Here is a 19,440-nt window from a genome sequence, read left to right on the forward strand (position 1 = left end):
AGGTTCTTTTTTTATAAAATAGTTATAGGAGGTGATAAAACAATGATTTTATTAGACCGTCATGAATCGGAGCAGCACAAAATTTTAGAAGCCTTGGTACGAAGATTACCTAGAACGCATATTGAATACATGAATTATTTTGAGAAGTTGAGGCGCATACACGCGGGCTTTGCTGGGGAGCAGAAAGTAGATGCCGAATGGCTTGAAATTAATTTACCTCATCGGCATTATTTTCTTCATGATTTACAAATACTTAATCAATTTGGTACTACTCATCAAATAGACACTGTTTTACTATGTCCTCAATTTATATTGATCCTCGAGATTAAAAATGTAACAGGCTTTCTGGATTTCGATGAATCTTTTTATCAATTTACGCGAACTACAGCAGAAGGTGATGTAGAAGGAATGACGAATCCACTTCATCAAAGTAGAAGACATAAGGAGTGGATGATGGGTATGTTACAACAGTCGCGGCTTGAGATTCCCGTTCATTATGCTGTCGTTTTGGCAACGAAAAATGCTATTTTATCGAAGAGTTTAAGGGGACAACCAATTTTTCATGTTTCAGGTTTACGTTATCACGTGCGAGAATTGCATCAACAGTATAAAGAGACAGTGGTGGATGAGGAAAAGCTTTTTCAATTTGCTTCTAAATTATTGTCCATGCATAGGCCAATCAAAAGAGAAATAGCAGTGCCTGTCAGGGATTTAATAAAGGGTGTGCTTTGTGAAAGGTGTTTAAATGGACAGCCAATGAACTATCGTTACCCAAAATGGTATTGTCAACGCTGCGGAGCAGTTGATCAAGAGGCCGTTTATAAAACGCTTGAAGATTATCGATTACTAGTAGGCGAAACGTTAACAAATAAAAGTTTTTGTGAATTTTTTGCAATAGATTCGCCGAATACAGCTTATAAATTACTACAAAAGTTACCATTGAAAGCTAAGGGAACAAAAAGTAATAGGAAGTATTGGATTGAAAATTAAAGAGCAAAGATTCAAGCGGTCTGAATTTTTGCTAGATAAGTTGTAGACGGAAAGAAGTCTTGGAGCGACGGAAAGACCAGCGACAACGACGGAAGGAAATGCCAAAGAGACGGATAGAAATACAGGCGACGGAAACAATGGAGCGATCGACGGAAAGAAGTCTCAGAGCGACGGAAAGAACGCCGGCCCCGACGGATAAAAATCTCAAAGAGACGGATAGAAATAGAGGCGACGGAAACAATGGAGTGATCGACGGAAAGAAGTCTCAGAGCGACGGAAAGAACGCCGGCACCGACGGATAAAAATCTCAAAGAGACGGATAGAAATAGAGGCGACGGAAACAATGGAGTGATCGACGGAAAGAAGTCTCAGAGCGACGGAAAGAACCCTGGCCCCGACGGATAAAAATCTCAAGGAGACGGATAGAAATACAGGCGACGGAAACAATGGAGTGATCGACGGAAAGAAGTCTCAGAACGACGGAAAGAACCCCGGCCCCGACGGATAAAAATCTCAAAGAGACGGATAGAAAAGGGGCGACGGAAACAATGGAGCGACCGACGGAAAGAACCCTCAGAACGACGGAAAGAACCCCGGCACCGACGGATAAAAGTCTCGAAGCGACGAAAAGACCAACGACAACGATAGCGGCTCTAAACTAAAGGAATCCTCGCTAATTTCCTACTAGACAAATCGCTATTTCAGGTATATAGTTACCTAGGCTAACTAATTTATAAGGAGTGGTAACTGTGACGGTTGAACAGGATTTTTTTAATCAGTATCGCTTAATGTACAGACCTTTTATCAATCAAGTGAATGTGCAATTAGAGAAATATCAACTATATAGCTCGCAATGGGCTGTTCTTCGATTACTTAATGATAAGGGGCGACATTCATTCGTGGAGATTGCGAATTATATGTCAATTGAAAAGCCAAGTGTCACAAGGTTTGTTCACAAGCTTGTAGAACTTGGCTATGTGGAAACGGTAGCGGGTAGGGATAAGCGCGAAAAGCTTGTACAATTAACGGCTTATGGTGAAGAACTTGTGCTAGAAATAAAGGCGCATTTAAAACCGTTGTTTGAACAGGCACTTGCAGGCGTATCAAAGCAGGAGATTGAGATTGCGACACAAGTTTTAGCGAAAATTTGTGCAAACATAAATCGGTAGGAGAGATGGAAGTGGAAACAACTAGAGATAGACTATGGACAAAAGACTTCTTAATCGTCTCACTTATTAACTTTACCATTACTTTGATCTTTTTTTTATTGATGGTAACGATTGCAGGCTATGCGGTTGAGCACTTTGGAGCTTCAACTAGTACGGCAGGGCTTGTATCGAGTATTTTTATTATAGGTACATTATTCGGGCGTCTTGGGGCAGGACGAATCATTGGGGATTGGGGTAGTAAAAAAACATTATTTTGTGGATTATTATTGTTTATGCTATCAACGATGTCATATTTTTTTGCGGTAAATTTGACACTTCTTATGCTCAATCGTTTAGTACAAGGAATTGCACTTGGCGTGGCGAGTACGGCAACTGGAACAATTATTGCACAAATTTTACCGTCTAATCGACGTGGTGAAGGTATTGGTTATTACAGTTTAAGTGCCATCTTAGCAACTGCTATTGGACCGTTTGTAGGTATTCTTTTAACACAACTGTTTGAAGATTTTCGTATGATTTTTGCAGTCGATTCAGTATTAGCTATAATTTGCTTTTTGATGTATTTTATCGTGACAGTTCCTGACGTACCGAAGAAAGCGAAAGAAATGGTAGAAAAAACTAGCTTTAAGCTAAGCAATTTTATCGAAATGCGTGCTGTGCCAATTGCTTTTGTGGGGTTAGTTATCGGTTTTGCTTACTCAGGGGTTATGTCATTTATGACGTTTTATGCGAAAGAGCTTGATTTGGTCTCAGCGGGAAGTTATTTCTTTATTATTTATGCAATAGTGATTCTAGCGACACGTCCATTTACAGGAAAGCTTCTAGACTCAAGGGGCGCGAATATTGTTGTTTATCCGTGTTTAGTTATTTTTGCAATCGGTATGTATGCCTTTAGCTCGGCTACAAGTAGTGTTGTATTTTTACTAGCTGCTGCTTGCATCGGTATTGGTTATGGTAACTTCAATTCTGTAGCGCAAGCAATAGCTATTAAGGTTACACCAAATGAGCGATTAGGACTTGCGACATCGACCTATTTTATTTTATATGATTTAGGTTTAGGTGTTGGTCCTTATTTCTTAGGGTTCTTCGTTCCAACGATGGGATACAGTGCGATTTTCTTTGCGATGGTATTCGTAATTTTACTGTCAATTTTCCTTTATTATTTCTTATATGGAAAATATGAAAATAACAAAAATTTCGTAGATTAGAATCGTTATATTGTGGGAAATACGTTATTTTTCTAGTTATATTAATATATAAACTAGAAAATGACGTTTTTTTCTTTAAATAAAAATACTTCTTGCAATAGAGTATGATAATCATTATCATTCTCAATATAAACTATTTCGGAAGTAGGTACTTAGCATGAAAAAAACATCAATATTGTCAGTATTAGTTGCAGGTGGCATTCTAATGACTGGCTGTGGTAATACAGAAGAAACAAAAAAAGAAGATAAGCCCGCAACGGAGCAAGCAGATAAAGCGGAACAAACAAAAGAGGCTGATCTTACAGCGGAACTAGCAGCCTATAAACAATTTGCTTTAGAACAAATGGATCAATTTTTACTAGAAACAGAGAAATTTGTAAACCTAGTTAAAGCTGGCGATATTGAAGGGGCAAAAGCAGCCTATGCACCTGCTCGTATGTATTTTGAGCGTTCAGAGCCAATCGCAGAAAGCTTTGGAGACCTTGACCCACGTATTGACGGTCGTTTAGCCGATATCCAAGAAGAAGGTAAGGGCGAGGAAGAGTGGACAGGTTATCATAAGCTTGAACATGCACTTTGGGTTGAAAATAAAACTGCAGGTTACGAGAAGGTAGCAGATCAACTATTAGCCGATGCAAAAGAACTTCACGCATTAGTTCAAACTGTTGAAGTAACACCAGATTTAATGATTACAGGTGCTGTTGATTTATTAAATGAAGTATCAACATCTAAAATCACTGGTGAAGAGGAAATCTATTCTCACACTGACCTTTATGACTTTAAAGCAAATATTGAAGGTGCAGAAAAAATCTTTGAAATCTTACGTCCGAAATTAGAAGCAAAAGATAAAGAATTAGTCGCAACATTAGATGAAAAATTCAAAGCAGTGGATGATTTATTGGCACAGCACGCAACAGCTGAAGGTGGATATGTTTCTTACGAGGAATTAACGGAAGAAAACACAAAAGCACTTGCAGCAGCAGTTAATCAACTAGGAGAACCATTAAGTCAAATGGGGATTATTTTGGAGTGATAATAAATGACAGAGTCAAATGATGGAAAATGGATCAATAAAAAAATATCTAGACGTGACATGTTAAAGCTAACTGGCATCGGGGCAGCAGGTGTAGCGATCGGTGCTTCAGGCTTAGGTGGTGTTATGAAAGCAATGGGCTATGATGTGTTTGAGCCTGTTGCGGATAGCACGACAGCACGTAATAAAGTTGATTTCTATGGAAAACATCAATCTGGCATTGTTACACCCGTTCAAACGAATATTTATTTTGCTTCTTTAGATGTTTTATTCACATCAAAGAAGGAACTACAAGAGTTGTTCAAACAATGGACACCTCTTGTTGTACGTTTAATGAATGGTGAATTAATGGTAGATTTAACAACAAATACTAGAGTTCCAACAGGAGATACGGGTGAAGCTGAAGGATTAAACGCCTCAAATCTCTCCATAACTATAGGGGTTGGTCCATCTCTTTTCGAAAAGCTTGGTATCCAGCACTTAAAGCCAGCTGAATTAAATGATTTACCACATTTCCCAAAAGATCAGCTACAAAAAGAATACACAGGTGGAGATATTTGTATTCAAGCATGTGCAGATGACCCACAAGTGGCGTTTCATGCAGTACGTAATTTAGTACGTGCAGCTTCTGGTAAAGTAGAGATTAAATGGTCACAGGCAGGATTCAACTCTTTCCCAACTGGCGGAGGAACACCTCGAAATTTATTTGCGTTCAAGGACGGTACGGGCAATCCTACTGATGAAAAAGATCTAAATAAAGTGGTTTGGGTCGATAAAGGTTGGTTAAAAGGTGGCTCTTATTTAGTTGCTCGTAAAGTTCAAATGCATCTTGAAACATGGGATCGCACATCTTTAAAAGATCAGGAAGCAACATTTGGTCGTTATCGCGATAGTGGGGCACCGTTTGGTAAAAAGAAAGAGTTTGATGATTTCGACGTAGAAGCGAAGGATAGTAATGGCGAGTATATTATGCCAGATACATCTCATGTGCATTTGGCTCGTAAATCGGGTGCGCGTATGTTACGTCGCTCATACTCTTATGCATCCGGTGTGATGACGAATACTGGCGCGCATGATGCGGGGCTTATGTTCATATCTTTTCAAAAAGACCCGGCCCAATTTACAACAGTGCAAAATAGTTTAGGGCGTATGGATAAAATGAATGAGTACATTACCCATCGAGGCAGTGCAGTGTTTGCTTGCTTCCCTGGTGTACAAAAGGGGAGTTATTTAGGTGAAGCACTTTTTAACGCGCTGTAGTTTAATATTATGCTTGTTATTTGCACTTGCTGTACCAGTGCAGGCAGCGCAATCTTATAGTCATTTGTACATCTCGATTAGTGATGCACTGATGAATACGAAGCAAGACAAAGAAGCCGAAGCAAAACAGGCACTTGAACAGTTTACTAAAGATTGGTCATCCGTGACATCTGAACAGACAGAAGCAAAAGAAAAAGTGGATGAACTTCTTGCACAAGCAGTTGAAGCTACTTCAAAGGATGAACGTTTAGAGGCACTTTCCGCTTTGTCAAATGCTTTACGTGCCCTCGAAGAGCTTGAAAACCCTGTGGATGAAGCGGCGCAACGTGCAGAATTTGGACAAAAGTTTAAACCCGTCATGGCGGACTTTGAAAAAGCATTAGCCAGTGGGGACATTGCTGCCATCGATGAAGCCTATAAAGACTTTAATATCAAATGGAATAAAAATGAAAGACCTGTGCGTGAGCAAAGTATTGCGATGTACGGGCAAATTGAAACACAAATGGCGTTTTTACGCATTTCCATTTCCGCTGAAGAGCCTGATGTAGCTCTTATGAAGTCCCAATTTGCAGAGTTAAAACAAACAATTGAGGATTTTGTAGCTGGTAAGGAAACAGCGAAAGCGGTCGAAGGAGAATATTCGTTATCTACATTAATTGCCTATATTGATGAGGCGAACGATTTTATCGATGCAGGTGATTATAAAGCTGCCTCTGATAAAATTCTTGAATTCATTACAATATGGCCAAGTGTAGAAATTGAGATTTCGACTCGTAACGGTAGCCTATATACTAAAATTGAAAGTGATATGCCGATTATCGCTAGTGATTTATTAAAATCAACAGTCGATAAAGAAGCTATTAAAAGTAAATTAGATAATTTCCGCACTGAAATAGAGTTAATTCAAGCTGATTCAGATTATACTTTTTGGGATTCAGCGCTTATCTTATTGCGTGAAGGCTTGGAGGCATTGCTAATTATTTTGGCATTAGTTTCATTCTTAGAGAAATCAGGACAAAAGCCAATGCGCAAATGGATCTATATCGGTGCATTTGTAGGGATTCTGTTATCAGCGGTAGCGGCTATATTAATGTCGACAATTTTAAATTCTCCGACAGTTGATACAAACCGAGAGCTGATGGAAGGCTATATTGGCTTACTAGCTGCTGCAATGATGGTAGGAGTTGGGATTTGGCTCCACAGTAAATCAAGTGTGGCAAGCTGGAATCGCTATATTTCTAAACAAATGGGCAATGCGATCTCCAGTGGTTCAGTGTTTGCCATGGCCGCAATTAGCTTCCTATCTGTCTTCCGTGAAGGGGCAGAAACACTTGTCTTCTATGCAGGAATTGCACCTAAAATGGAGACATCGCAATTTGTACTAGGTATCGTAGTAGCACTCCTAGTATTAACGATTTTTGCATTTGTGTTATTTAAAGCAAGTGGAAAAATACCAGTTCATAAATTTTTCGCAGTGGCAACGGTGTTAATTTATGTACTGGCCTTTAAAATTATTGGTGTCAGTCTGCATACGTTGCAGCTGAGGGATGCAGTTTCAACAACAGTTGTAGATGGCTTACCGGTTATCAGCTTCATTGGTTTTTACCCAACTGTAGAGACAATGATTGGACAAGCGATTTTACTTGTACTAGTTGTAGTTACGATCATCTTTAAAAAGAAACAAAAATAAATAGAAGGGCAGATGAAGGTATTTTCATCTGCCCTGTTTTTATTAGTGATCCCAATGAGACGGACGTTTCAGGTGGGAGGGTAATTTTGTTTGATGATTGCCTTGAGCTGAATTAAGTTGCATTTGGGTTAAAAACATACTTGTTGAAAGGTCTGCGCCACGTAAATTGGCATCACGTAAATCCGCACCAATAAAATCAACACCTCTTAAATCTGCATTTTCAAAATTAGCAGCAATTAAATAAGCTCCTCTAAGATTAGTTGCTCTTAAATCCTTCCTCTTTAAATTCTTCCCCATCCAATCGACCCCTCTATTGTCATACTTGCGAGCGTTTTTCTCCTTCATCTTTACGATAAGACTTTGGCGAATTTGCTCACTTGTTTCTAATAGTAAAATGTTCACCGGCAGTCGATAATTAGGAATATCTATTGCTAATAATGCATCTGCTTCCAGCTCTGTTGCACGCTGTAGTTGTTCTAATTGCAAACGTAGCTTGTTAAATAGAGATGAATCAACCTTGTGGGATAAAGCCTCTGCTACATACGCAATCATTTCATATAACTGCTCCATAATAGGAAAGACATGAAACATTTTCTCAGAAATTTCAGGGGATTGTCGCCAGTCTTGCCCATGGAATGTAGTTTGTGAAACCTTTTGACCTGCTCCTAAACAATCAAAAACTGTACATCCTTTAAACCCTTGATCTCTAAGTTTACTATGAATTTGACAGCTAAAATCCGATTGTAGATTCGGGCATGGTGTCCCAGCTGCCTTATTAATCGCGAAGTCGCTAGAGGCAGCAATATTTAAAGCCGTGCAACAAAGGCCGAAACAGCTTTGGCAATCCGCCTGTAAACTTTCGCGTATCTTTTTTCCCATTGTGTAATCTATTTTTTTTACTTCTGACATCATTGATTTCCCCTCTTAACGATAAACTTACATATGATTCTATCACTAATTATCTATGAAAGGAGATTTTTACCTTCGTTTTTCATTAAAGACGAAAGCGAAGCGGCGGCCACCTTACTTGAATTAGAGTTTGTAATTCATCTTTTACAAAAATTAGCATATTGTATTGACAATTAATTGTAAAATGTTATGATTTTTATAGACAGACAGTCGGTCTATAAGGAGGGCTAAAAATGAGAAAAGAGGCGCAAGAACGTAGGAATGAGATACTTGATGCAGCGGATGAGCTGTTCGGTCAGAAGGGCTTTGATGGCACAAGTACTAACGATATTCTCGAAAAGGTAGGTATTGCACGGGGAACGTTGTATTATCACTTCAAGTCGAAAGAGGATATTATGGACTCGCTTATTGAGCGGTATAATGCCCAAATTTTAGGTGCTGCAAAGGAAATTGCGGTAAATAAGAACATACCCGTTAACGAGCGTATTATCCGTGTTGTAATGGCGTTAAACATAAGTAGTGGAAATGGCAAGGAAATTATTGACCATATACATAAGCCTCAGAACGCGCTTATGCATCAGAAAATACAAAAGGTTATTATTAACGGCCTTCCTCCGATTCTGACGGAAATAATCCGTGAGGGTATTGAGCAAGGGTTATTTAGTACGCCGTATCCGTATGAATGTATGGAAATGGTTGTTGCCTATACGAATACCGTTTTTGATGATGATCTGGTTGAAATGTCCAAGGAAGAGCGTGCTTCACGTATTCCTGCTTTTGTATTCAACGTAGAAAGACTGCTCGGTGTTGAAAGCGGAAGTCTTATGTACATGATGAAGATGTTTGGCAGCGGAGATGAGAGTGGAAGAATTGGAAATGAAGATGGTTAATTAAAAGAGATTATTCTTTCTGCTACGGTCAGGACAGCAGATTTCAGCAATAGGAAGCAAGGTTCCGTCGTTTTGGCTAGATATTTTGTTAAGTGTTACTTCAAATGCTGTACATCTTAAAATCGGTTAATAGTTTGAAAATAGGGGTGACTTATGTATTACAGAATAATCCGTAATGATATGTCGAACAGTAAATTGATAACGTTGACAACAACGATATTTGTCGCTGTGGCGGCTATGCTTGTTTCATTATCAGCGATACTTATCGTCAATCTTTCAGGTGCAATCGATACACTGATGAATCAGGCGAAAACTCCGCATTTTATGCAAATGCATTCGGGTAATCTTGATACTGCACGGCTTACGAATTTCGCAGAGCAGAACAGCAATGTCGATGAATTTCAAGTGCTAGAGTTTCTCAATATGGACGGTGCGCAACTTATTTTAGGTGAGCGTTCACTTGCGAATAATGTTCAAGATAACGGGTTCAGCATACAGAGTGAAAAATTTGATTATCTACTTGATCTTGACGGAAACATCATAAACGTATCCGATGGCGAGCTTTATGTGCCAATTAACTATATGAAGGAGAACAATTTACAGGTCGGTGACAAGGCAGTAATAGGAGGGAAGGAATTTACTGTTGCGGGATTTCTCCGAGATTCACAGATGAATTCCATGCTGTCCTCCTCCAAAAGATTTCTTGTCAGTGAAAATGATTTCGCTGAAATTAAAAGCCTCGGAAGTACGGAATATTTGATTGAGTTTAGATTAAAGGATTTGTCGGCACTCGGCGCATTTGAAACTGCCTATGCCTCCGCAGGACTTGAAGCGAATGGACCAACGATTACATATCCACTTTTCAAAACACTTAACGCACTTTCTGATGGAATGATGATTGCAGTCATACTTCTTGTCAGCGTACTTGTCGTTGCGATCGCATTTATGTGCATCCGCTTTACGCTGCTAGCGAAAATTGAAGATGACTACCGTGAAATTGGCGTTATGAAGGCAATAGGGCTACGTCTTTCCGACATTAAAAAGATTTATCTTGCGAAGTACACAGCTATTGCGGCGGGAGGAAGTATTCTTGGTTTTGCACTTTCGTTGTTGTTTAAAGACGTGCTTCTTAAAAATATACGGCTTTATATGGGGGAAAGTGAAAACGCTTCTTTTGCGTCGTTATTAGGAATAACTGGCGTATTGCTTGTATTCCTGGCGATGATTGCCTATGTAAACGGAGTGCTGAGACGTTTTAGAAAAATATCAGCTGCAGAGGCAATACGCTTTGGCACGTCACAGGAAAAAAACACAGGCGCAAAGAGTTTTTGCCTAAACAGAAATAAGCTGCTTAACACGAATGTTTTTCTCGGTATTAAAGATGTTCTAGCAAGGAAAAGACTTTACGCCACAATGCTTGCAGTGATTGTGATCTCAGTATTTATCATTATTGTTCCTCAGAATCTATACAACACGATTTCCTCAACAAGCTTCATTAAATATATGGGTATTGGAAACTACGATATACGCATTGATATACAGCAGACTGATCATATCTCTAAAAAAGGCGCTGAAGTTTTAAAGTCTATGAGCAGTGACAGTTCCATTTCGAAATATGCCATTCTTACAACAAAAACATTCAAAACAAAAACAGAAGACGGATTGGAGGAAAATATAAAAATTGAACTCGGCGACCATTCAATATTCCCTATCGAATATTCCGAGGGTAGGGCACCAACCGTAGAGGATGAAATTGCACTTTCGACTTTGAATGCCGATGAGATGGGCAAAAAGGTTGGTGATGTCATAACGATTGTGATGAAAGGGAAGGAGAGAGAGCTCACGGTAAGTGGCATTTATTCCGACATTACGAATGGTGGAAAAACCGCAAAGGCTGTTTTTACCGACAATTCGGCAGACATCATGTGGAGTGTTATTTGTGCGAGCCTTTCAAATCAATCTCTTGTCGATGAAAAAATTTCGGAATATACGGATAGATTTGCTTTTGCGAAGATTTCCAACATTGAACAATTTGTTACACAAACATTCGGCGCGACAATAAAATCGGTCGGCAAGGCTTCCATTGCCGCAATTGTCGTTGCGCTCGTGATAATAATACTGGTTACATTATTATTTATGAAGATGCTTGTCGCAAAAGACAGATATTCCATTGCCGTAATGAAAGCGTTAGGTTTTACAAACTCGGATATAACAGTGCAATATGGTTCGCGATCGGTATTCATTTTAATAATCGGAATCGTTATCGGTACGCTTCTGGCAAACACTCTTGGAGAGGGACTTGCGGGTGCAGTAATCACCTCGTTTGGGGCGTCGTCGTTTAAGTTTTCGGTCAATCTACTTTCGGCATATGTGCTTTGTCCACTCATGATGGTATGCTCGGTGCTTATCGCAACAATCATCGGCACATCGGGTGCAGGAAAAATAAAAATATCCGAAAATATAAAGGAGTAGCTTATGAAGAACATTATTATTGGAGAACATATTGTAAAATCTTTTGGCGAAGGTTATGAAAAGCACAATGTTCTCGACGGAGCGTCCGTTGAAATAAGCGAAGGTGAGTTTATTGCGGTAATGGGACCATCTGGCTCGGGAAAATCAACACTAATGTTTGCCCTAAGCGGCATGGATAGCGTTGATGGCGGAAAGATTGTTTTTGATGGTAGTGATTTATCGTTAGTGGGAGAGATTGAGCTTTCGGATATACGACGAACAAAAATGGGCTTCGTTTTTCAACAGCCAACTATGTTGAAAACCCTGAATATTCTTGATAATATTATTCTTCCTATAATGCGCGACAACAGAAAGAACGTTGCAAGAATTTCAGAAAAAGCACGAGTACTTATGAAGAGGGTAGGCATTGCGGAACTTGAACAACGCGATATTACACAAGTTTCGGGTGGACAGCTACAGCGTGCGGGTATCTGTCGAGCACTTTTGAATAGCCCGAAAATCATCTTCGGTGATGAGCCTACGGGTGCACTTAACTCCAAATCAGCACAGGAGATTATGGACATATTTTCCGAAATCAACGCAGACGGTACGGCGATTATGCTTGTCACTCACGACGCAAAGGTTGCAGCAAGGGCGGAGCGTATAATGTTTATGCGCGACGGAAAAATCGTCAGTGAGCTGAAGCTACCGAAATTTAATGGGACGGGTATAGATAGCAGAGTCGAAAAAGTAACGGAGAAAATGTGGGAAATAGGAATATGATTGGTTTGTCACTGTTACGATTTTTACAAATGACACTCAAAACTAGTGACTTTCTTGCAGCGATTTGTATTTGAGTTGAAATGTTACCAACCTTCATTTGGGGACATTTCTTTGCTTAATGTTGTAAATCCGCATAAATCTGGCGAGATCCCATATTGTTTATCCTCTTTATTAATTTCTCCAAGTCAAAATCGAAGTTTTTGGGGAGTACCCATACTGCCGTTGCTTGCCTCACCACATGGCCAACATCGCAGCATGAATAAAAGCCTCTAGAGCATTTCTAGATGTTCTTACTTGTTTAAAAGAGTTTAAAACTTTCTTCCAATATCATAAACTTATAAAAAATCAAAGGGATGGAGTTGTATAAATCCAATGAAAAAAATACTTATCACCATTGGTGTTATCATGGTAGTAGGAATTGCATTTTCAATCTTTCAATACAACAAATATAAAGAAAAATCAGTTACCGATATCCTAACCACTTTAGATTACAATGCAGTTGATTCTATAAGAGTAAAAGATGTAGATGACACAAAACTTGAATACACTTTTGAAAAAGAAGACAAAGACACTATCGTGCAAGCATTAAAGAATTTAAAATTACATCGCACTTCAAAAAAAGATTTACCATTTGATTCTGGATATTTGCTAACAACATCAACGAAAGATGATATTTATAACTTATATTTAAACGGCAACGGCAAAACAACCATTTTTACCACTAAAGATGAAGATGTAGGATATTACATTAACTACGAAATGAGTAATAGCGATTTCTACAAACTTATAGAAAGTTTGATAAAAAAAGAGAAAGATAATAAATAATAGAAATGCCCCCCTTTAAGTGTGAAGGTAAAAGAGGGGCATTTTTTAAATCATATTATTATTTATAAGACTTTTTGACAAGACCTTCACCTGCGATAAAAGTGAAATACGTTTTACCTGTCGGATTGTCATACAACTCGTAATAAGGCATTTCAACGTCAACCTTTTTCCACCCTTTAACTCTCATGTCTTCTCGTAAGATAATCATATAATCTGTACCATCTACAAGACGTGGTAGAATAGATGCCTTAAGTGTCGAAGTAAGAGAAAGAATAACTGAAGCGATACCAGCTGCTACACTAAATTTTGTAGCCACTGTAAATACTAATCCAAGGATACCTGCTACAGACGATAGACTTGCTTGTATTGCGTTTGAATCAGCATCCTCTTTGCGGATATGCTCTTTAGCTACTGTTTGTGCTGTAAACATTTTATCCAAATCATCTCGTGTTACTGTAATAACCTTTGTTAAATATCGATATTGTGTCATATTAATTTCCCCCGTTTGTTTTTATTTTTTATACAGTGTTAGCCAACACTATATAAAGAACTTTTCATCTTCTTTTTAACAACCACTTTTCGAAAAATAATTTAAATAAGTAAATGAACGTTAACCTCACCATGAGGCGCAACAAAAAGCACATCCTATCGTGGATGTGCTTTTTGTATTGAAACTTCCTATTGGATATTTTATTGGTTTCAAATCCTTCTGCATTTTAAAGTGCACTACTTTCAGTTCTTCAATACTCAGTTCCCAACAAATATAGCTACTTATTTTGCAAAAATAAGTAGCTATATATTTGTAAAGGTCGTAGGAATCTCCTACCAAGCCAAAACTCTAGTTTTGGAGTTTGCCCGGGCAAACCCGTTGCTTACCCTCCATTTTTTTCAGGGCAAACAGTTTGCCAAAAGACCATATTTTGGGAGTGAATTGTTTGTCCTTTGCGAAATTTTTTGTACCCATAAAAACACTAGGCTTTGACTAGTCCCACAACGAGGAGGTTAGCTTGAATGAGCCGCCTGTTTATTGAATGGACTAGTAACATTCCGAATGCTAGATCAAAGATTTTATAAAATGAACTTAATCAAGGAAGGGTCCTTTATGAAAAAGGATCTTCCTTTTTTTGCATTTAATACTTGCAAACTTAAAAGTTATAGTGTAATATTCAACTAGTACACTATAACACGAGGTGTTTGCATTGAAAAAATTGGCAGGGTTATTCAAAAAAGAATGGGTGCTTTTTAGGACATGGCTATTTGTTGCGATTTTTGCAGGAATTATGTTGTCATTGGTGCTTCCATATTTAATAAAGCGATTTGTTGATGGCTTGACAATGCCGGAAAATCAGCTATCTTTTGCACTCACAATGCTAGTGATTGTATTAGGCGGATTTTATTCGATATTACAATTTTTAGCTAGTATACGACACGATTTAAAGGTCAAAGAAATATGGCTACACTCCACTAGCTCGATTACACAGCTTGTGGGTGTAAAAGTTATTTTTTCACTATTTGGATATGCTATCTTCAATTTATTTTTTATTAGTATAGCCATGTACAATGTAAAAGATGAATTTGTAGCCAATTTTGGACAAATAGTATTATCACTAATACTTTCTGTAGGAATTTTAGTCATTTTCCAATGGATAATGTTTGTCATACTGCTACTATTTTTAGCATTTTATCTCCAAATGAAGCATTTTATAGGTCGCTTTGCCATTGTTATTATGATGGGTGCTTTTTTCTTCAGTATGAATTTATGGTATAAATTTACTGAAAGCCAGCTATATGCTTCTATTTTTCATCATATTGAAATTCCATTAGATTGGTTGGCACACTATTTACCAAAGGCAAAAGTATCGACTATTGAGATTATCTATAATCCGCTTTATGTTGTGGAGGAAGTAGTGATGATAATTTTGATCGTCATTCTATTTATCGTAGCGACGAAGTGGCTTGAAAAGGTGGTTTTACGATGACAATCGACTTTTCACGTGATAAGCCCATATATAGCCAACTTGTAGATCGGATATGTGGAGATATTTTGAAAGGCAATTTAGAGCTAGGGGATCGACTTCCTTCTGTTCGAGAATATGCAGTTGAAACAGGTGTTAATGTAAATACCGTACAACGCGTGTACAAGGAGTTAGAAGCCATGAATATAACGGAAACGAAACGAGGTCAAGGTACATTTATTACAACCAACGAAGAGCGGATTGTACTTTTACGAGAAGATATGAAAAACCAATTAGCTGAAAATTTTTTAACATCTATTGAAGCACTGGGATTTTCCAAGGAAGAGATGCTTGTCGTGTTAACAAAAAATCGTGAGGTGAAATAAATGTTACAGCTATCAAATGTTTCTTTTCGTTATATGAAAAAGCCGATTTTGCAAGATGTGTCTTTTTCCATTCCGGTTGGCCGAATCATTGGGCTTGTTGGAGAAAATGGCAGTGGCAAGTCGACACTTTTAAAAGTATTGGCAGGCTTATTACATCCATCTAGTGGTGAGGTCTTGCTAAATGGAACGCCTGTAACACGCAGAAATGCTGATCAGATTGCTTATTTACCAGATATTGATTTATTTTTTGATTTTTACACAGGTGAGCAGCTTTTTCAGCACTATGCCTCTCAATTCGAAGATTTTTCGTATGATAAGGCATGTATCGTTGCAGAGTTTTTAAACGTTGATAAAAATATGAAGCTACGGGAATTATCAAAGGGGAACCGTGGTCGGATGAAAATGGCCGCAACTCTTGGGCGAGAAGTACCCTTTTATTTAATGGATGAGCCATTTTCTGGTTTAGATCCAATTGTTCGTGAACAGCTTATTAAAGGCTTAATTCAATTTACAGATATTGAAAACCAAACAATATTGTTATCAACGCATGAGTTATATGAGGTAGAACCTATTTTAGATCAAATTATTTTACTGCAAAATGGTTCGATTATTGCACATGAGGAAGTAGAGACGATTCGAGATGTTACGAATAAAGATGCTGTGCAATGGATGAAAACTTATTATAAGAAAGGATGAAATTAATGACAACACAACCAATAGTTCAATTGCAAAATTTATCAAAAACCATTCGTGGTAAGCAATTAATTCAGCAACTGAATATCGATTTATATCCAGGTCAAATTACTGGATTTTTAGGACCAAATGGTGCCGGGAAAACGACGACAATTCGTATGATGACAGGGCTTATGCATCCAACAGAGGGGAAAGTCATTGTAGATGGCCTTTCCTTACAGGAGAATTATGAAGAAGCGATTAGTAAGATTGGCGTAATTGTAGAAAACCCGGAAATGTATAAATTTATGACGGGCTATAAAAACTTACTGCATTTTGCGCGTATGCATAAAAACGTCACAAAAGAGCGTATTGAAGAGGTAGTTAGACAGGTCGGTCTAGAGAAACGCATTCATGAAAAGGTATCGACGTATTCACTTGGGATGCGTCAGCGTTTAGGACTTGCTCAGGCACTACTTCATCGACCAAAATTTCTAATTTTAGATGAACCAACAAATGGTTTAGATCCAGCGGGCATTCGTGAGTTCCGTATGTATTTGCGTAAAATTGCGGCTGAGGATGGCGTATCTGTTTTTGTTTCTAGCCATTTATTATCCGAAATTGAGTTAATGTGTGATCGAGTAGCGGTTATACAAAATGGTAAACTCATCGATATTCGTGATATTAACATTGAAACTTCTTCATTTTATTATATTGAAGCTGCACCAAAAGATGATGTTGCCATTCATCTGCAAAAGTTCGATTATAACTTTACTGTAGAAAATAATGGTTTCGTGGTGGAAATAAAGAAAGAAGATATACCGAAACTGATTACGCAATTTGTGAACGCAGAAATCCAATTATTCGCCGTACAACCACATCAAAAAACGTTAGAGGATCAATTCTTAGAAATGACAGGAGGTGGCCAAATTGCTGAAGCTAATGCAAAATGAATGGATGAAATTGTGGCATAAAAAAGGAACTTGGGCAATGGTCGCACTATTAATCCTCGCTATTGTTGGTCCTGGTATTATGATGAAATACTATGAAACAAAGACTGCAGAGGATATAACGTGGCAGGAAAATGAACAACAGGTTATTAATAATTATAAAGACATGTTGAAGGGTGACAATGTTTCAGAAGTAGATAAAAAATACTTTGAAGAGCAAATTGCTATTTCTGAGTATCGATTAGCAAATGACGTGCCTTCTCAAACAGAGGGAAGCCTAGCAAGCTTTATGACATTTGCAAGTAATATGCTAACTTTAATCACATTGTTCACAGTGATTTTAGCAGCGAGTATCGTATCAAGTGAGTTTTCAACAGGCACGATTAAAATGTTGTTAACACGTCCTATGTCTCGGGCAAAAATATTAACTTCAAAATTACTGACAACTTTCATATTTGGGCTCTTTTTAATTGCTGTCAATGTAGTGGTTAGCGCTCTAGTAGGGTTCATATTATTTGGTGGTGCAACGGGCGTTGAGTTAGAGATGGTCAATGGTCAGGTAGTTGAAAAAGCAGTGTGGAATGATTTGGCATATCACTATTTACTTTCTGGCGGAGATTTCGTGATGTCGACATTATTTGCTTTCTTAGTGGGCTCAGTATTCCGTTCAAGCTCTTTAGCCATTGGTTTAACGATGTTCTTATCTTTTATGGGCGGAATGATTGTGATGTTCTTAAGCCGATATGAATTTGTTAAATATATTTGGATAACACATTCAAATTTAACACAGTATGAAAGTGGTAATTTAATGATAGAAGGTATTACAATGCCATTCTCTCTTACAATTCTCGCAATCTATGCAGTTTTATTCTTAGCAATAAGCTATCTGTCATTCATGAAACGTGATGTGACAGCATAAAAAAGACACGGTATGAAATCGACTTTCATACCGTGTTTTTCTAATTCTTAGATTCATTAAAGGCTACAAATGTTTAGCGATAATTTGCTGTAGCTTTGCTTGAATAGTTGGTAAGTCCTGTGTCGTAATCGTTGTTCTAACATTGCTTTCGTCCATATCTAAAGCTTCAGAGAAGAAGCTACCAATACCTCTTACTTTTCGATCAATTTGCATGAGTAATTCTACTGAATGATTAGTTTGAGATAAAAAGACGATTTCAAGCTCATCTAAATGTCCTCTAAATTGCCCAGTTGGCACAAATTCAAACTCTTGGATGAAGGGATAGTATCCACGGAATCGAGCTGGCGCCTGTTCACATTCAGCTTCGCGTAAACGGAATCCAAGTCCATTAATGGCATCGAGAATATGTGCTGCGAGGTCTGTAGGCTGGACACGAATATAATCTTTATCATGAGGGTCTACTGCGTTTTTAATATCAAGCCCTGTTTGAATCCAAACTTGTGTTTTGCCCGCTGTAATAGGTGTCTCAAATGGCAATGTTAAAGAAAAGGGAATTACTTTCTTTTCACCAGCAGCAATCACAAAAGGCTCCGTTACTTTAACTTTTTGTAGCGCTACGACTTCCGTATATTTATGGTCATTAGATTCTCGAATATAAGTAGTGTTCACCGATAAAAAAATGGTATCGATTTGCTGCTCAACATTCCCACCTTGCACAACGATTTCACCACGCATAACTTCTCCCGCCTGGTATGTAGACTTTTCTAGCATTGTATCGACTGTTGTCGAGCCAATCCCAATACTTGCAAGTGCTTTGTTAAAAAAAGACATTTGTATTCCTCCTATTAACTTTAATAATTATACATACGAAAATTTTTGGAAAAGGTTTCAAGATGAAAAAAAGTTTCGTCTTCATAACTAAAAACAAGAGAGGCATATTTATCCGTCACCATAAAAAATACCGAAAAGGCACTAGAAGTAGATTCTATCGACGTTTACAAGATGAATTATACAAGGGGAGGATATTGAAAATTCAGAAAAACATTTATTTTTCGCAGGATGAAGACTATAATAGACAGTAAATTAATTGGTATAGACAACTATACCAAAGGGAGGCGTAGATACTGTCAACTTAGATGGTGAAGGATTTGAAACGTTGGTTATAGATGGTCAAGTCATTCAATGCGGCGAACCGTTATTACTAGTAGACTTAGAGAATATTAAAGACAAAGTGCCTTCTATCATTACACCAGTTGTTTTCACAAGTTTAGTTGGACAAGAAGTAACACTTAACAAATCAGGTTTCCAACGAGCAGGTTCTACTAATTTTATTTCGATTAATAAATAGCA

At 38.0% G+C, this 19,440-nt stretch carries 21 protein-coding genes; 16 read left to right on the forward strand and 5 right to left on the reverse strand.

Annotated features, from left to right (window positions below; translation table 11 throughout):
- Positions 1-42: 42 nt before the first annotated feature.
- Complete coding sequence (locus AB9L17_RS09215) at positions 43-990, forward strand: nuclease-related domain-containing protein (protein ID WP_375200447.1); 948 nt, start codon at positions 43-45, stop codon at positions 988-990.
- An 11-nt stretch (positions 991-1,001) separates the two neighbouring features.
- On the opposite strand, the gene AB9L17_RS09220 is transcribed toward AB9L17_RS09215, so the two are convergent.
- Both AB9L17_RS09220 and AB9L17_RS09225 read right to left on the reverse strand, forming a co-directional pair.
- The gene (locus AB9L17_RS09220; protein WP_375200448.1) at positions 1,002-1,301 is read right to left on the reverse strand and encodes a hypothetical protein; all 300 of its coding nucleotides are present in this window, start codon (positions 1,299-1,301) and stop codon (positions 1,002-1,004) included.
- Positions 1,298-1,507, reverse strand: coding sequence for a hypothetical protein (locus AB9L17_RS09225; RefSeq protein ID WP_375200449.1), 210 nt, complete (start codon positions 1,505-1,507; stop codon positions 1,298-1,300). The genes AB9L17_RS09220 and AB9L17_RS09225 overlap by 4 nt, the downstream gene beginning before the upstream one ends.
- A gap of 232 nt (positions 1,508-1,739) precedes the next feature.
- On the opposite strand from AB9L17_RS09225, the gene AB9L17_RS09230 reads away from it, so the two are divergent.
- The 5 genes from AB9L17_RS09230 (at position 1,740) to AB9L17_RS09250 (ending at position 7,350) form a co-directional block, all read left to right on the forward strand.
- Positions 1,740-2,159, forward strand: coding sequence for a MarR family winged helix-turn-helix transcriptional regulator (locus AB9L17_RS09230; protein ID WP_068985631.1), 420 nt, complete (start codon positions 1,740-1,742; stop codon positions 2,157-2,159).
- A 5-nt stretch (positions 2,160-2,164) separates the two neighbouring features.
- Positions 2,165-3,367: an MFS transporter gene (locus tag AB9L17_RS09235; protein WP_375200450.1), complete on the forward strand. Its 1,203-nt coding sequence runs from the start codon at positions 2,165-2,167 to the stop codon at positions 3,365-3,367.
- 157 nt (positions 3,368-3,524) lie between these two features.
- Complete coding sequence (gene efeO / locus AB9L17_RS09240) at positions 3,525-4,400, forward strand: iron uptake system protein EfeO (protein WP_068985629.1); 876 nt, start codon at positions 3,525-3,527, stop codon at positions 4,398-4,400.
- Positions 4,401-4,406: 6 nt separating this feature from the next.
- Positions 4,407-5,660 carry an iron uptake transporter deferrochelatase/peroxidase subunit gene (gene efeB / locus AB9L17_RS09245; RefSeq protein ID WP_068985628.1) on the forward strand — a complete coding sequence of 418 codons (1,254 nt, stop codon included), beginning with the start codon at positions 4,407-4,409 and terminating at the stop codon, positions 5,658-5,660.
- A complete protein-coding gene (locus tag AB9L17_RS09250; RefSeq protein WP_068985627.1) occupies positions 5,635-7,350 on the forward strand; it encodes an FTR1 family iron permease in 1,716 nt (571 codons plus the stop codon). The genes efeB and AB9L17_RS09250 overlap by 26 nt, the downstream gene beginning before the upstream one ends.
- Before the next feature lie 42 nt (positions 7,351-7,392).
- Here the strand turns inward: AB9L17_RS09250 and AB9L17_RS09255 are convergent, their stop codons facing one another.
- Positions 7,393-8,259, reverse strand: a complete 867-nt coding sequence (locus AB9L17_RS09255) for a pentapeptide repeat-containing protein (protein WP_068985703.1) — start codon at positions 8,257-8,259, stop codon at positions 7,393-7,395.
- A 233-nt stretch (positions 8,260-8,492) separates the two neighbouring features.
- On the opposite strand from AB9L17_RS09255, the gene AB9L17_RS09260 reads away from it, so the two are divergent.
- The 4 genes from AB9L17_RS09260 (at position 8,493) to AB9L17_RS09275 (ending at position 13,208) form a co-directional block, all read left to right on the forward strand.
- Entirely contained in the window at positions 8,493-9,149 is a 657-nt protein-coding gene (locus tag AB9L17_RS09260) for a TetR/AcrR family transcriptional regulator (protein ID WP_375200451.1), read from the forward strand.
- Positions 9,150-9,302: 153 nt separating this feature from the next.
- On the forward strand, positions 9,303-11,621 hold the full coding sequence (locus AB9L17_RS09265) for an ABC transporter permease (RefSeq protein WP_068985625.1): 2,319 nt from the start codon (positions 9,303-9,305) through the stop codon (positions 11,619-11,621).
- Between the two features lie 3 nt (positions 11,622-11,624).
- The gene (locus AB9L17_RS09270; RefSeq protein ID WP_068985624.1) at positions 11,625-12,383 is read left to right on the forward strand and encodes an ABC transporter ATP-binding protein; all 759 of its coding nucleotides are present in this window, start codon (positions 11,625-11,627) and stop codon (positions 12,381-12,383) included.
- 372 nt (positions 12,384-12,755) lie between these two features.
- Positions 12,756-13,208 (forward strand): hypothetical protein, encoded by a 453-nt coding sequence (locus AB9L17_RS09275; protein ID WP_375200452.1) that lies wholly within the window; start codon positions 12,756-12,758, stop codon positions 13,206-13,208.
- A gap of 58 nt (positions 13,209-13,266) precedes the next feature.
- Here the strand turns inward: AB9L17_RS09275 and AB9L17_RS09280 are convergent, their stop codons facing one another.
- Positions 13,267-13,698, reverse strand: coding sequence for a hypothetical protein (locus tag AB9L17_RS09280; protein ID WP_068985622.1), 432 nt, complete (start codon positions 13,696-13,698; stop codon positions 13,267-13,269).
- Positions 13,699-14,398: 700 nt separating this feature from the next.
- On the opposite strand from AB9L17_RS09280, the gene AB9L17_RS09285 reads away from it, so the two are divergent.
- Genes AB9L17_RS09285 through AB9L17_RS09305 form a run of 5 tightly spaced genes read left to right on the forward strand, consistent with a single transcriptional unit; the run spans position 14,399 to position 18,090 of the window.
- Positions 14,399-15,187: a hypothetical protein gene (locus AB9L17_RS09285; protein ID WP_375200453.1), complete on the forward strand. Its 789-nt coding sequence runs from the start codon at positions 14,399-14,401 to the stop codon at positions 15,185-15,187.
- On the forward strand, positions 15,184-15,549 hold the full coding sequence (locus AB9L17_RS09290) for a GntR family transcriptional regulator (RefSeq protein WP_068985620.1): 366 nt from the start codon (positions 15,184-15,186) through the stop codon (positions 15,547-15,549). The genes AB9L17_RS09285 and AB9L17_RS09290 overlap by 4 nt, the downstream gene beginning before the upstream one ends.
- Positions 15,550-16,245, forward strand: coding sequence for an ATP-binding cassette domain-containing protein (locus AB9L17_RS09295; protein ID WP_068985619.1), 696 nt, complete (start codon positions 15,550-15,552; stop codon positions 16,243-16,245). It abuts the gene before it with no gap.
- A gap of 5 nt (positions 16,246-16,250) precedes the next feature.
- Entirely contained in the window at positions 16,251-17,174 is a 924-nt protein-coding gene (locus AB9L17_RS09300; protein ID WP_068985618.1) for an ABC transporter ATP-binding protein, read from the forward strand.
- Positions 17,143-18,090, forward strand: coding sequence for an ABC transporter permease (locus AB9L17_RS09305; protein WP_375200454.1), 948 nt, complete (start codon positions 17,143-17,145; stop codon positions 18,088-18,090). Before AB9L17_RS09300 ends, AB9L17_RS09305 begins: the two co-directional genes overlap by 32 nt.
- A gap of 63 nt (positions 18,091-18,153) precedes the next feature.
- On the opposite strand, the gene AB9L17_RS09310 is transcribed toward AB9L17_RS09305, so the two are convergent.
- Positions 18,154-18,921 carry a sporulation protein gene (locus AB9L17_RS09310; RefSeq protein WP_068985617.1) on the reverse strand — a complete coding sequence of 256 codons (768 nt, stop codon included), beginning with the start codon at positions 18,919-18,921 and terminating at the stop codon, positions 18,154-18,156.
- Positions 18,922-19,192: 271 nt separating this feature from the next.
- On the opposite strand from AB9L17_RS09310, the gene AB9L17_RS09315 reads away from it, so the two are divergent.
- A complete protein-coding gene (locus tag AB9L17_RS09315; RefSeq protein ID WP_375200779.1) occupies positions 19,193-19,438 on the forward strand; it encodes a PTS glucose transporter subunit IIA in 246 nt (81 codons plus the stop codon).
- Positions 19,439-19,440: the final 2 nt, after the last annotated feature.

It is taken from the genome of Lysinibacillus sp. RS11, from assembly GCF_042019215.1.
GTDB classification, from domain to species: domain Bacteria; phylum Bacillota; class Bacilli; order Bacillales_A; family Planococcaceae; genus Lysinibacillus; species Lysinibacillus xylanilyticus_A.

Coding starts and splice junctions, on each gene's coding strand:
- AB9L17_RS09215 (WP_375200447.1), top strand. CDS start 43: ATGATTTTATTAGACCGTCATGAATCGGAGCAGCACAAAATTTTAGAA.
- AB9L17_RS09235 (WP_375200450.1), top strand. CDS start 2,165: ATGGAAGTGGAAACAACTAGAGATAGACTATGGACAAAAGACTTCTTA.
- efeO (WP_068985629.1), top strand. CDS start 3,525: ATGAAAAAAACATCAATATTGTCAGTATTAGTTGCAGGTGGCATTCTA.
- efeB (WP_068985628.1), top strand. CDS start 4,407: ATGACAGAGTCAAATGATGGAAAATGGATCAATAAAAAAATATCTAGA.
- AB9L17_RS09255 (WP_068985703.1), bottom strand. CDS start 8,259: ATGTCAGAAGTAAAAAAAATAGATTACACAATGGGAAAAAAGATACGC.
- AB9L17_RS09260 (WP_375200451.1), top strand. CDS start 8,493: ATGAGAAAAGAGGCGCAAGAACGTAGGAATGAGATACTTGATGCAGCG.
- AB9L17_RS09265 (WP_068985625.1), top strand. CDS start 9,303: ATGTATTACAGAATAATCCGTAATGATATGTCGAACAGTAAATTGATA.
- AB9L17_RS09270 (WP_068985624.1), top strand. CDS start 11,625: ATGAAGAACATTATTATTGGAGAACATATTGTAAAATCTTTTGGCGAA.
- AB9L17_RS09275 (WP_375200452.1), top strand. CDS start 12,756: ATGAAAAAAATACTTATCACCATTGGTGTTATCATGGTAGTAGGAATT.
- AB9L17_RS09280 (WP_068985622.1), bottom strand. CDS start 13,698: ATGACACAATATCGATATTTAACAAAGGTTATTACAGTAACACGAGAT.
- AB9L17_RS09290 (WP_068985620.1), top strand. CDS start 15,184: ATGACAATCGACTTTTCACGTGATAAGCCCATATATAGCCAACTTGTA.
- AB9L17_RS09295 (WP_068985619.1), top strand. CDS start 15,550: ATGTTACAGCTATCAAATGTTTCTTTTCGTTATATGAAAAAGCCGATT.
- AB9L17_RS09300 (WP_068985618.1), top strand. CDS start 16,251: ATGACAACACAACCAATAGTTCAATTGCAAAATTTATCAAAAACCATT.
- AB9L17_RS09310 (WP_068985617.1), bottom strand. CDS start 18,921: ATGTCTTTTTTTAACAAAGCACTTGCAAGTATTGGGATTGGCTCGACA.